This window comes from Opitutus sp. sgz309028 (assembly GCF_059821195.1).
Window position 1 is genome coordinate 584,612 of sequence record NZ_JCAMRR010000004.1, and the last position, 11,628, is coordinate 596,239.

An 11,628-nucleotide genomic window follows, 5' to 3' on the forward strand; every position below is an offset into this window, starting at 1 on the left:
TCAACCGCCCGCCACCGGCGGGATGAAGACGACTTGGTCGTCGGGGCGGAGGGGAGCGTCGGCGGCGACGAAGTCGCCGTTGACGGCGGCGCGCACGCGGTTGGCCGGCAGCGTAAATCCGTGGCGCGCGCGCAGCTCTTCATACAACGCGGCGGGCGTGGGCGCATTCGTTTCCAGCTGCTCCTCGGTCAGGCCGCGTTGCTCGCGCAACAGGGCGAAATACTGGATGGAAATCCTGGGCATGCGTGAAAGAGAAATGTCCGCTGCGGCTCAGGTCGCGCGATAATCGCTTTTGCCGCCGGTCTTTTCCACGAGGCGCACCTCGCGGATCGTGATGCCGTGCGACACGGCCTTGCCCATGTCGTAGAGCGTGAGCGCAGCGATGGTCGCGCCGGTGAGCGCTTCCATTTCCACGCCGGTCTTGGCGTAGGTTTGCACGCGGCAGTGGATCGCGACTTCACGGTGCGAGGCGTCGGGTTTGATTTCGATCTGGCAGTCGTCGAGCGGAAGCGGATGGCAGAGCGGAATCAACTCGCTCGTGCGTTTCGCTCCCATCACGCCGGCCAGCACGGCCGCGTGAAAAATCGGGCCTTTCTTCGTGTGAATCTCGCCGTCCTTCAGCAGCGCCGCCAGATCGGCGGGCAGCGTCACGACCGCGACCGCGTGCGCCGTCCGGTGCGTGACCGGTTTCTGCCCGACGTCGACCATCGCGGGCTGACCCTTGGCATCGAGATGGGAAAGCATACCAGCACTCTCGGCGCGCGCCGCCCAACTCTCAACCCCGATTCAGGTCCATGGCCAAAACGCGGCGATGTAGCCGGCGGGAAACATCTCCACGTCCGCCGGCAACTCGACAAATCCGTCGGAGCCGAGCAGGCCCGCAAAATCCCCGGATGTGTTCACCGCCATCGGAGTGGCGAGCAGCTGCGCCTGCGGACCGCTCGCGAGGTTCACGGGCAGCAGATACGCGAGCGACGGCTTGAACGACACCGGCTCGGCGAGAGCCACGCGACGCGGTTCGCGCGGCGGCAAACCGCTCGCCTGCGCCAGCGCCGGCAGCACGTAACGATGCAGGCACGTGTAGGCCGACACGGGATTGCCGGGCAACGCGAACACCGGCGTGCGCCGCGCGGTGAGGCCGAACCAGAACGGCTTGCCCGGGCGTTGCGCGACGCCGTGAAAGACTTTGTGCACGCCCTGCGCTTCCAGCGCCGCGGGCAGGAAATCGTATTTTCCCTTCGAGACGCCGCCCGTGATCAGCACCACGTCGTATTCGGCGACGATGTGCCACAGCAGGTGTTCGATTTCGTGGCGCACGTCGCGCAGATGGTAACGTTCCACGCGCGGATAACCCGCGGCGATCAGGCCAGCGCGCAGCGCGTAGTCGTTGCTCCGCCGGATCTGGTGCAGCGCGACCGGCGCGTCGACTTCGACGAGCTCGTCGCCCGTGGCGAGAATCGCAATCTTCGGCTGGCTGCTCACCGTCAGCGTCGTGGCGCCCACGGCCGCCGCGATCGCGATTTCGCGACCGGTGAGCTTCGTGCCCGCCGGCACGACCACGTCGCCCGCCGGATGATCGCTGCCGCGACGATGAATCGACAACCCGGCCTGAACGGCCACGGGGCGCTGCAGGGTAATGAGTTTTTCACTACGGGTGACGTCCTCGAGCGGCACGACGCAGTCCGCGCCGTCCGGCAGGACCGCGCCGGTCATGATTTCGACGCACGCATCGCCGGCTTCGCCGAGCCGGAGCGGACGCATGCCGGCCGCCTGCGTGCCTTGCACGCGAAACGAAGTCACCCCCGCGGCCACAGACGCGGATCGCAGGGCAAAGCCGTCCATCGTCACGCGATCGAACGGCGGGAGGTCACGATCAGCGCGCAGATCCTCGCGAAGGACTCGTCCGTGCGCGGCGGCGAGCGGGCAATCCTCGCGCAGAAAAAGCGGCAGGTGGCCGAGGATGCGTTGTTCGGCGTCAGCGGGGGTGAGCATGAGAAAAGTCGAAGCCTGCTTGCAGGCCGCCAGCCGCGCGGCTAACTCGACCCGACGAGCCTGCCAGCAAGCAGGCGCCACCATGCAGAGTCCCACCGATCAATTCAATCGCCCGCTGCGCGATCTGCGCATTTCGGTGACAGACCGCTGCAACTTCCGCTGTCCCTACTGCATGCCGAAGGAGGTGTTCGGGCCGGCGCACGCGTTTCTGCGCGATCCGCAGCTGATGTCGCTCGACGAGATGGTGCGCATCGTCCGGTCGTTTCGCGCCCTCGGGGTCGAGAAGGTCCGGCTTACGGGCGGCGAGCCGCTGTTGCGCAATGACCTCGCTGAGTTTATCCAGGTTCTGAAGACCGGGCTGCGGATTCCCGAAGTGGCGCTCACCACCAACGGTTGGCTGCTGGAAAAATATGCGCCGGCGCTGCGCGACGCGGGACTCGATCGCGTCAACGTTTCCGTGGATTCGCTCGACGATGCCACCGCCGGCCGGATGAACGGCCTCGGTTTCAAGGTGGAGCGCGTGTTGCGCGGGATCGAGGCCGCGGACGCGCTGGGGCTGCCGGTGAAAATCAACTGCGTGGTCCAGCGCGGCGTGAACGACGGCGAATTGCTGGAGCTTTGCGCGTATTTTCGCGAGCGCGGACATCCGCTGCGCTTCATCGAGTTCATGGACGTCGGCAACACGAACCACTGGACTGGCGAACGCGTGGTGCCGGCGAAGGAGATCGTGGCCCGCATCGACGCCCGCTGGCCGCTGGAACCCTGCGGGCCGACTTATCGCGGTGAGGTCGCGGCGCGTTATCGTTATCGCGACGGACGCGGCGAGATCGGATTGATCAGTTCGGTGACGGAGCCGTTTTGCCGGGATTGTCACCGCGCGCGGCTGTCGGCGGACGGACGGCTTTACACGTGCCTGTTCGCGTCGCTCGGCTGGGATGTGCTGGGCTGTTTGCGGGCGGGCGCGGACGACGCCGAGCTGCAGCGGTTTCTTGCCCGAATCTGGCGCGGGCGGCTCGATCGCTACAGCGACGAACGCGCGGAGGTCATCGCCGCGGGCGAGGTCCGCGAAAAAATCGAGATGAGCTATATCGGCGGCTGAGTGGCCGCGGCGCGTCACTCGTAGCGCATCGCGCGTCCGAGGTAGTTGAGCATCCAGATCTCCTTCCAGACGCGATAGCGGCCCTCGTGCGTGATCTTGCCGTGGTCCTCGCGCTCCGGCGGATGATGGAGGAAACCGAGCTCGGTGTTCACGCGATCCAGCTCCTGTTGCGTGGTGTTGATGTCGGTCAGCGGATCGTCGGTGAACGGCACCAGCGTGGCGCCGGCGCGCGAGATGCGGGCGCGGTGTCGCGCGAGCAACCGCGCGAGCGAACGCCGCCAGGGAGCGCGTTCCACGAACCAGTGTTCGGGATAAAAGCCGGCGAACGGCACGTAGAGGTTATCGGTGACGTAGCGCGCACCGTCTGCGGTCAGCGAGCTGAGGGCAAAACACACGGTGATCGCACCGCTCGCCTGCGGGATGAACGTCACCTGCACGCGGATGGTGGCGTCGGCGTTTTGGTAAAACGAGATGCGCAGGAAGATGCCGCCGCCAATCTCGGACTTGAGCGCCTGCACCTGGCGAAAATCCTGCGCGCGCAGCCACTCGCGCAATTTCAGCAGGCGCGGCTGGATCGGCCACTCGTCACCGTCCGCGTTGGCCTCGTAGCGCGGAAACAGCGGCAGCGGGCTGACGCTCAGTGCGTGGATGCGGAGCCAGTTGAGCAGTGTTTCGCCGAGAAACCAGAGGATGAAAAACAACGCCACGATCACCCAGTAGGGCCGGTCGATCAGGTCGAACTCGACCGCGATTTGCGCGCCGCCAAAGGCAAACACGAGCCAGCGCAGCCAGCGGTCGACGATCGACAGCAACGGCGACGCCACCCGCTGATTGATCTGCATCACGACGAGCGAGACGACGACGGCGGCAACGATGGCGTAGGGCAACTGCATGCGAGGAAGGTTGAGCAGGACTATACTCCGGGAATCGCAGGGCTCAAAGCGCGAAGCCCGACTTGCGGTCGGGCTTCGAAAACACCGGCGAAGGAGCCCGGAATCAGCTCAGCCGCACGGGCATGATGACGCAGAGGAAGCTGTCGAGGGTCTTGAACACACCCGGGCTGACGTCGTCCTTCAGCTCGAAGAAGATCTCGTCCTTGTTCAGCGCGCGGAGCGGATCCATCACGAACGTCGGGTTGAACGCGACCTGCAGTTCCGGTCCGCTGTAGCCGATCGCCATCGATTCGTGGGCCTCGCCGAAATCGGGGCTTTGCGCGGTGATCTCGAGCAGGTTGCTGCTGAGCTTGATCTTCACCGAATTCGATTTCTCGGAGCAGACGAGCGCGGCGCGATGGACGCATTGCAGGAAGAGCTCGCGCTCGAGCTTGATGCGCTGGTGCGTCTCCTTCGGGATGACTTGCTGGTAGTTCGGGTAGTTGCCCTCGACCACCTTCGAGTAGAGATAGATGCTGTCGACGAGGCCGCTGTTGTCCTTGTCGGTCGCGATCTGGAACGCCGCGCGACGTTCGTTGAAGTTGATCTTCAACTTTTCGCCCTTGTCGAGGAGGCGGGTGAGTTCGCCGACCGTCTTGGCGGGCAGGATGATCGCGCCGGCGCTGGTGTCGGGAACGTCCATTTCCTTCGAGACGAGCGCGAGCCGGCGGCCGTCGGTGGCGACGAGCGACAGCTTCCCGTCCTTGAAATTAAAATACACGCCGTTGAGGATGTAGCGCGTCTCGTCGGTCGACTGCGCATAGGCCACGCTCTTCAGCATCGTCGTGAGCTCGGCCTGCTCGAGGGTGAATGCCTTCTCGTCGCCGAACTCCGGCAGCGGCGGAAACTCTTCCTTGCCGATGCCCATGATGCGGAAATTGGAGCCGCCGGACGCCAGCTTCACCTGGTGATTGGGCGACGCGTCGAAGGTCACGTCGACGTTGGGCAATTCGCGCACGATCGTCGCGAGACGTTTCACCGGCAGCGTGACCGCGCCCGTTTCCTTCACGTCCGCCTTGATCTTGCAGCGGATGCCGAGGTCAAGGTTCGTGGTCGTGAGCGAGACCTGGTCCTTCTCGGCTTCGATCAGCACATTGCTGAGGATCGGCATCGTGGCCTTCGAGCCGACGACGTTGAGCACTTGGGCAAGGCCGCTGGCGAAATGGTCGCGATTGATTTTGAATTTCATGAAGGGGCGTCTGCAGCGTCTGAAGAAGCTAACAAAGGATAAAAGAAGGCAGGTTCAATAAGGAATTAGAACCGTATTCTTATTGGGCACCAACAACCCCACTAACTCGCGCTTTCTCCTCGGAAAACGGTCCCGGAACCGCTGTGAAAAACTCCCGTCGCGGCTTCCAATAACCATGCGGTTGTTCACACGGTCCCAGTTGTTGGAATGTCGTCCGCACTTTGCTCACACAGATTTTCCCAACGGGGCCTGAGCCACGCGCCGGGCGCGCCGCACATGGCGGACCAGGCCGTAGAAAATGTAGCCGAGGCAAACGCAGAGCACCGCGACTTCCTTCAACAGGATCACGAGTCCGCCGATCGCCAGGATGCCGACGAAGGTGCGCAGCTTCGTCTTGGTCTGCAGGTCGACGTTCTTGCCGCTCGGATAGCGGATGGTGCTCACCATCAGAAACGCGATCAACAGCATCAGGAATGGCAGCACGAGCGCGCCGCTTTTGAGCGAGCGATCGGTTTCGATGAGCTTCAGGAGGAAGAGCACCAGCGCGGCCACCGTGGCCGCCGCGGCGGGAACGGGGAGGCCGATGAAATCCTTGCTCAGTTCCTTCTGGCCGCGATGCAGCAGCGGATTCGTGATGACGTTGAAACGCGCGAGGCGAATGGCGGCGCACAACAGATAAACGAAGCCGACGAACCAGCCGATGTTGCGAAAAGCCTCGATGCCCTGCGTCGGCGACAGGATGAAGAAAAACATCAGCATCGCCGGGGCGAACCCGAACGACACGACGTCCGCGAGCGAATCGAATTCGGCGCCGAACAGCGACTCGCGTCCACCCATGCGCGCCAGCCGTCCGTCGAGCGTGTCGAACGCCGCCGCGCCCAGGATGAACCACACGGCAGCGCGGTAGTGTTCCGCCGGCGAAGACGCGAGATACTCGCCCATGGTCGCGGTCTCCGCGAGGCGCGCGTGGATGCAGCTGACGACGGCCATGAACCCGCAGAACAGGTTGCCGGCCGTCATCGCGTTCGGAAGAAAGTAGATCCGGCTCGCCTGGGTGACGTTGTAGGGATCTTCGCGCGCGCGAAAATCGGGTTGCGAATCGCTCATTTCGTGAGGCTTTCGAGGTATTTCCAGAACTTGGAATGTTGTTCGACCAGCTGCTGTTCGGTCACGGGCAGCTTGTTGCGCAGCAGGAAATCTTCGAGCGAGTTGCTATGCAGGATATAGTGCGTGTGGAGCGTGTCGCCGCGCACTTCGAAATACAGACGGTAATCGCCGGCCCGCAGTCGATAATACAGGCGGTCGCCGCGATGGAAGCGGCCGAGCGGTTCGCGCGGGTGGGCGAGATCGGCGGGCCGGAGCGAACTGATCGGCCCAATGATGTCGAGCTGCGCCAGCTTATCGAGCCGGTTCAGTTCGCGCATACTTTGTTCGGAAAAGGTTACCTGATACATCGGCGGAGCAGCGGCGGCCGCGGGCGCAAGCCCGGCGTTCGTCCTCGAATGGAAGTGGTCGTGCCCGCAATCGATCGCGAGCGCAGATAAGCTGTTTACGTTCGAGGCAATCACCCGCGAAGCAATGCTTTTCCCGCGACGTCGGCGGACTGGCAGCAGGCGCCGCGAGAACGTGCGCCGTCCTCTGTGCCCGGTCACGAAAGCGAGAGGCTGGCTTGGCGCCTGCGACTTGCTTGCAACCTGCACTTTCGTGCGCGCCGCACTTGCAGAATGCAGGTTCGGCGTCAGGCGCCGCCGGCGCCGATTTTAAGGCAAACACCTGATCATCAATGAAGAAATGCCCAGTGCCAAAATTGGCCCGGCCCTAGCTTGGTATCGGGGGAAGCCAGCAAGGGACGGACGACACTCGTCCGCCTCTTTCTTGCCCGCTCACCCACCTTCCCTTCTTTCCCATGTGCTCTCTCCCTGTTTTCGCCGACGCCGTTTCCCGGCTTCATGCCGACATTGCCATTGTTCGCCTGCTGCGAGCCGGGATTTCTCCGGAGCGCATCTCTGCCGTGTTTCCCCGCCGCCGGGCGCCCAACAGTGTGTGCTGCTGGATGAAGAACTTCCACCGTGTGCCGCTCCGGGCGGCGTTGCCCGTGGCCGCCGCTGGTCTGCTCGGACCGCTCCTGAAGCGGGACGTGCATTCCGCCAAAGCGGAACGCGATCTGGAATCGCTCGGCCTCAGCGCCGAGCAGGCGGAGCGCGTGCTCGAGAAAACCCGCGAAGGTCTGATTGTCCTGTGTGTCCACGCGCGCAACGAGAAGGAAGCGGCGATCGCATGGCATATCTTCCAGCATGTGGGTGCGGACAATGTCACCCCGCCTCACGAGGATTATCTGCCGGCCAGTGTGCGCGCGTCGCACCTGCTCTCCCCCTCCGCCGGGTTGGCTGCTGCCTGATCCGCCCATGTCCCTCCCTGCTTCTTCCGCTGAACCAACGTCGGGCGCGGAGCTCTCGCCCCGCCGCCGGGCCCGCTTGATCCGCCGGCTCCGCTCCACCCGGGCGGCGCTCGCGGAGTGGAGCGACTCGTTGCAGAGTCTCACCGCGGAACACACTCACGTCCCTACCGAGACGCGGTCGCTGCTCGCGTTGCTCGACGAAACGAAGGCCCATCTCGATCTTCGGCTGCAGCAATTGGGCGACGCGGCCGCGGTCGAGGCGGGCGTCCGCACGCGGCGGAAAGTCACAACCTCCACCGCCGGTTTCTGCCTGCGCGCCTGCCGCGCGTGTGGCAAAGCGCTCGGGACGGCCTTTCGCGATGCGCAGGCCGTCGCCGATGCGGCCACGGCGCGAATTCTTTATGGTTCGCTGCGGGCCATCGAGAAGCAGCTCTGGCTGCTCGATCCGCTCCGCGCCGGCCGCTGATTTTCCAAGCTTCAACTCACTGTTCCGCGACCATGGTGTGATCCCTTTATCTCGTCCGTCTCGCATCATCCTCCCTCCCGTTAAACGGAAGCCAGCCCGCGGTGCGCCGTATCGTCGGCGCGCCGCGGCCGCATCCGGCGTGGAGGCGGCAAAGCAGGAACGCCGATTGACAAATCCGGGATTCGCGCCCCGCTCTTGGAGTTCGACGCGTCGCTAGCCACCCAGGCCGTGCGGCGACGACATTCCTCATTCATGCGATTGTTCAGCCCACGGATCTACACCTATCTCGTGGCCGTCTGGATGGCCCTGTCGGTGGGCGGGATCGCGTTGGGTGTGATGGTCTGGTCGAAGCTGAGCCACAGTTTCGAAACGACGGTGCGGTCCACCGATTTCAAACGCTCGGCGCGCGAGGTGTTCTCGATGCTCCAGGATGCGGAGTCAGGCGAGCGCGGCTTTCTGCTGAGCGGTGACGAGGCGTATCTCGAACCGTTCAACCGCGCGAACGACGAGTTTCCATCCCGCTTCGAACGCCTCGCGCGTGAAGCGGCCGGACGGCCCGAGTTGATGGACGAAGTGCTCACGCTCAAGGGACTCGCCGAGCTGAAACTCGACGGGTTGCGGCGGGCGATCGCCGCGCGCCGGCAATCGAGCTGGTCGACCGCCTTCGACCGCTCCCGCGAGGAGGAAGGCCGGACGGTGATGGAGCAGATCCGGGTGCTGACCGCGCGGTTGGAAGGATTGCCACGCCCGGCGCGCGATGCTGCGGACGAGACGACCCGCCGCCGGATCCAGCAGGCGCTCGTCGCCACGCTGCTCGCCGGGAGTCTCGGGCTGGGCGCCGGTTTGATCGCGTTGTATCTCTCGCGGCTGGCGCTGCGCCAGGAGCGCAACGAACGCCTGCTCGCCGAACAGGCGATCCAGGCGGAGAGCGCGGCTCGCGAGAAAAGCACCTTTCTCGCGAACATGAGCCACGAGATTCGCACGCCGATGAATGCGATCCTCGGCTTCAGCGAGCTGCTGTATGCGGAGGTGCCGGCCGACGGCAAGGCCCGCCAGCGCGTGCAGGCGATCCGCGACAGCGCGATGTCGCTGCTGCAGCTGATCAACGACATCCTCGATCTCTCGAAACTCGACGCCGGCGCCGTCGAACTGCACCCAGAGCCAACCGACGTCCGCGAGGTGTGCCGGTTCATGAACACCGTCTTCGGACAGCAGGCCGCCCGCAAGAATCTGAAACTCGCCGTCGAGCTCGACCCGACCATTCCCGCGGCGCTGATCCTGGACGGGACGCGGCTGCGACACCTGCTCATCAACCTGATCAACAACGGCATCAAGTTCACCGATCACGGCAGCGTCACGCTCCGCGCGGGCTGGGAGAGCCGGCCGGAGCCCGGGCGCGGCGCCCTTCGCATCGAAGTTGTGGATACCGGCATCGGCATCCCGCCGGAAAAGCAGAAGGATATCTTCCAGCCGTTTGTTCAGGTGAATCCCCGCAGCGATCGCGAGCGGCAGGGCTCCGGCCTTGGCCTGAGCATCGTGAAGCGGTTCACCGAACGGATGGGCGGACGCGTGCAGTTCGAGAGCGAGCCCGGCCGCGGCACGCGTTTCGAGCTGTTCTTTCCCGACATTCCGATCTCCGTGCGGCTGCCCGACAGCGCGCGGGTGGCCAGCGTGGTCCCCGTCGATTTCAACGAGCTCCAGTCCGCCGACCTCCTGGTCGTCGACGACGATGCGTCGAACCGTGACGTCCTCGCCGGCTACCTCGAAAACACCGACCATCGCGTGCGATTCGCGGCGAACGGACGCGAGGCGTTGGAACAGGTGCGCGATCGCCGGCCTGACGTCGTGCTGATGGACATCCGGATGCCGGAGATGGACGGCGCAACGGCGGTGGCCGAGCTGCGCAAGCTCGCGGGTCACGAACTTCTGCCGGTGATCGCGGTCACGGCGTCGGCCATGATGGACGAAGAAACCGCCCGGTCGGGCCAGTTTGCCGGCTGCCTGCGCAAGCCTTTCACGCGCGAGGCGCTGTTCCGCGAACTGGCGTCGTTCGTGCCGCGCCGCACCCCCGCGGCCCCGGCGTCCGCCGCGGTCGGCGCCGTCGCGCAGCCCCCGCCTCCCGCCGCCGCGGCAAGCTACGCGCAAGTCCTGCCCGCGCTGCATCAGCTGCAGGCGACGCTCTGGCGCGACGCCGTCGAGAGCGGATCGAACAGCGACATCAAGGAACTGATCCGCCGGCTCCGGCAGATCGGCGGCGAGGGACGCTGTCCGCCGATGGAAGACTACGCGTCGGCGCTTGAGCGCGACGTCGACGATTATGCGCTCTTGCGTGTGGAGGAACGTCTGAAAGATTTTCCCGCTTTGGTCCGCACGCTCGAGACCCCGGTCGTTGTGCCCGCCACGTCGAAGTCCACGTAGCCTTCCTTCCGCCCACCCATGTCCCGCGAAACGCCGTCCGCCCGCATTCTGGTCGTCGATGATCAGGAAACCAATCTGCGCGTCCTCGGCGACATGCTCGGCCATCTCGGCTATGACATCGTGCCGGCGCTCGACGGCGAGCAGGCGCTGCGGCGGCTCGCGGCGCGACCCGTCGATCTCATCCTCCTCGACGTGCTGATGCCGGGCCTCGACGGGTTCGAAGTGTGCCGGCGGATACGGGCGAACATCGCGTGGATCGACATCCCGATCATCTTTCTCTCCGCGGCGGACGACAAGACGCTCATTGTGCGTGCGCTGGAGAGCGGCGGCGTCGACTACGTCACGAAACCGTTCAACGCCTCCGAGCTGCTTTCGCGCGTGCGCACGCACCTCGCGTTGAAAACCGCCCGCGACCGGCTGCGCCAGCTCGCCGAGGACAAGGACGAGCTGCTTGGCATTCTCGCGCACGACCTGAAAAATCACCTCGGCGGCATGCTGATGAGCGTCCAGTTGCTCAACGAGAAGGCGAAGTCGATCAACGACCAGCGCTTCCAGCGGATGGGCGCGAACATCCTGCGAGCCACCGATCAGATGCTCTCGTTCGTGAAGGAATTTTTGGCGAACTCCGAGGTGGATCACGGCCGCCCGATGAAGTTTCAGCCGGTTTACCTGCACGATGTCGCGAGCAACGTCGTGCAGCGCCACTCCGAACACGCGCAGCGCAAGGGCATCACGCTCCAGCTCGAACAGCGCGAGGAAGGCGTGCTCGTGGAGGCGGATCGCGCGGCGTTCGAGCAGGTGCTCGATAATCTGGTGTCGAACGCGTTGAAGTTCTCGCCGTCGGGCAAGGCGGTGAAACTCATCATCGGGCTCACGCCGGACCAGCGGGGCGAGTGCCGCGTCGTCGACGAAGGCCCCGGTTTCACCGAGAGCGACAAACAGCAGATTTTCCGCCGCTACCGCCGGCTGAGCGCGCGTCCGACGGGCGGCGAGCCGTCCACCGGCCTCGGCTTGAGCATCGTGAAAAAGCTGATGCAGGACATGCGCGCGGACCTGCGGCTGGAAAGCACGGCGGGGCAGGGCGCGACGTTCGTCCTGGTGTTTCCGCCCGCGCCCGTGCCGGTGTAGTCGGCG

The 11,628-nt window shown here is 64.9% G+C and carries 12 protein-coding genes; 5 read left to right on the forward strand and 7 right to left on the reverse strand.

From position 1 onward, the window contains the following. The 3 genes from AC6RV7_RS18180 to AC6RV7_RS18190 are packed head-to-tail and all read right to left on the reverse strand — an operon-like array spanning position 1 to position 1,992. On the reverse strand, positions 1–243 hold the full coding sequence (locus tag AC6RV7_RS18180; RefSeq protein ID WP_500095571.1) for a MoaD/ThiS family protein: 243 nt from the start codon (positions 241–243) through the stop codon (positions 1–3). A 27-nt stretch (positions 244–270) separates the two neighbouring features. Further along, on the reverse strand, positions 271–744 hold the full coding sequence (moaC, locus tag AC6RV7_RS18185) for a cyclic pyranopterin monophosphate synthase MoaC (protein WP_500095573.1): 474 nt from the start codon (positions 742–744) through the stop codon (positions 271–273). Positions 745–786: 42 nt separating this feature from the next. Continuing rightward, positions 787–1,992: a molybdopterin molybdotransferase MoeA gene (locus tag AC6RV7_RS18190; protein ID WP_500095576.1), complete on the reverse strand. Its 1,206-nt coding sequence runs from the start codon at positions 1,990–1,992 to the stop codon at positions 787–789. A gap of 82 nt (positions 1,993–2,074) precedes the next feature. Between AC6RV7_RS18190 and moaA the strand changes: the two genes are divergently transcribed. Next, positions 2,075–3,091 carry a GTP 3',8-cyclase MoaA gene (gene moaA / locus AC6RV7_RS18195; RefSeq protein WP_500095578.1) on the forward strand — a complete coding sequence of 339 codons (1,017 nt, stop codon included), beginning with the start codon at positions 2,075–2,077 and terminating at the stop codon, positions 3,089–3,091. Between the two features lie 14 nt (positions 3,092–3,105). Here the strand turns inward: moaA and AC6RV7_RS18200 are convergent, their stop codons facing one another. From AC6RV7_RS18200 to AC6RV7_RS18215, 4 genes are all read right to left on the reverse strand, one after another. Then, the gene (locus AC6RV7_RS18200; RefSeq protein WP_500095581.1) at positions 3,106–3,984 is read right to left on the reverse strand and encodes a hypothetical protein; all 879 of its coding nucleotides are present in this window, start codon (positions 3,982–3,984) and stop codon (positions 3,106–3,108) included. Between the two features lie 103 nt (positions 3,985–4,087). Next, a complete protein-coding gene (gene dnaN / locus AC6RV7_RS18205; protein ID WP_500095583.1) occupies positions 4,088–5,212 on the reverse strand; it encodes a DNA polymerase III subunit beta in 1,125 nt (374 codons plus the stop codon). Between the two features lie 225 nt (positions 5,213–5,437). Next, positions 5,438–6,319 (reverse strand): CDP-diacylglycerol--serine O-phosphatidyltransferase, encoded by an 882-nt coding sequence (gene pssA / locus AC6RV7_RS18210; protein ID WP_500095585.1) that lies wholly within the window; start codon positions 6,317–6,319, stop codon positions 5,438–5,440. Further along, on the reverse strand, positions 6,316–6,636 hold the full coding sequence (locus AC6RV7_RS18215) for a type II toxin-antitoxin system RelE family toxin (RefSeq protein ID WP_500095587.1): 321 nt from the start codon (positions 6,634–6,636) through the stop codon (positions 6,316–6,318). Before AC6RV7_RS18215 ends, pssA begins: the two co-directional genes overlap by 4 nt. Positions 6,637–7,118: 482 nt before the next feature. Here AC6RV7_RS18215 and AC6RV7_RS18220 point away from each other — a divergent pair, with 482 nt between their 5' ends. The 4 genes from AC6RV7_RS18220 (at position 7,119) to AC6RV7_RS18235 (ending at position 11,622) form a co-directional block, all read left to right on the forward strand. After that, the gene (locus tag AC6RV7_RS18220) at positions 7,119–7,610 is read left to right on the forward strand and encodes a hypothetical protein (RefSeq protein WP_500095589.1); all 492 of its coding nucleotides are present in this window, start codon (positions 7,119–7,121) and stop codon (positions 7,608–7,610) included. Positions 7,611–7,617: 7 nt separating this feature from the next. Beyond that, positions 7,618–8,076, forward strand: coding sequence for a hypothetical protein (locus tag AC6RV7_RS18225; RefSeq protein WP_500095591.1), 459 nt, complete (start codon positions 7,618–7,620; stop codon positions 8,074–8,076). 252 nt (positions 8,077–8,328) lie between these two features. Next, positions 8,329–10,494, forward strand: coding sequence for an ATP-binding protein (locus AC6RV7_RS18230; protein WP_500095593.1), 2,166 nt, complete (start codon positions 8,329–8,331; stop codon positions 10,492–10,494). An 18-nt stretch (positions 10,495–10,512) separates the two neighbouring features. Continuing rightward, positions 10,513–11,622 (forward strand): hybrid sensor histidine kinase/response regulator, encoded by a 1,110-nt coding sequence (locus AC6RV7_RS18235; protein WP_500095595.1) that lies wholly within the window; start codon positions 10,513–10,515, stop codon positions 11,620–11,622. Positions 11,623–11,628: the final 6 nt, after the last annotated feature.

What these genes read in the sequence shown, in the direction of transcription:
- AC6RV7_RS18180 (WP_500095571.1), bottom strand. Translation starts at nt 243, where the DNA reads ATGCCCAGGATTTCCATCCAGTATTTCGCCCTGTTGCGCGAGCAACGC.
- AC6RV7_RS18190 (WP_500095576.1), bottom strand. Translation starts at nt 1,992, where the DNA reads ATGCTCACCCCCGCTGACGCCGAACAACGCATCCTCGGCCACCTGCCG.
- dnaN (WP_500095583.1), bottom strand. Translation starts at nt 5,212, where the DNA reads ATGAAATTCAAAATCAATCGCGACCATTTCGCCAGCGGCCTTGCCCAA.
- moaC (WP_500095573.1), bottom strand. Translation starts at nt 744, where the DNA reads ATGCTTTCCCATCTCGATGCCAAGGGTCAGCCCGCGATGGTCGACGTC.
- AC6RV7_RS18235 (WP_500095595.1), top strand. Translation starts at nt 10,513, where the DNA reads ATGTCCCGCGAAACGCCGTCCGCCCGCATTCTGGTCGTCGATGATCAG.
- AC6RV7_RS18230 (WP_500095593.1), top strand. Translation starts at nt 8,329, where the DNA reads ATGCGATTGTTCAGCCCACGGATCTACACCTATCTCGTGGCCGTCTGG.
- AC6RV7_RS18220 (WP_500095589.1), top strand. Translation starts at nt 7,119, where the DNA reads ATGTGCTCTCTCCCTGTTTTCGCCGACGCCGTTTCCCGGCTTCATGCC.
- AC6RV7_RS18225 (WP_500095591.1), top strand. Translation starts at nt 7,618, where the DNA reads ATGTCCCTCCCTGCTTCTTCCGCTGAACCAACGTCGGGCGCGGAGCTC.
- AC6RV7_RS18200 (WP_500095581.1), bottom strand. Translation starts at nt 3,984, where the DNA reads ATGCAGTTGCCCTACGCCATCGTTGCCGCCGTCGTCGTCTCGCTCGTC.
- pssA (WP_500095585.1), bottom strand. Translation starts at nt 6,319, where the DNA reads ATGAGCGATTCGCAACCCGATTTTCGCGCGCGCGAAGATCCCTACAAC.
- AC6RV7_RS18215 (WP_500095587.1), bottom strand. Translation starts at nt 6,636, where the DNA reads ATGCGCGAACTGAACCGGCTCGATAAGCTGGCGCAGCTCGACATCATT.
- moaA (WP_500095578.1), top strand. Translation starts at nt 2,075, where the DNA reads ATGCAGAGTCCCACCGATCAATTCAATCGCCCGCTGCGCGATCTGCGC.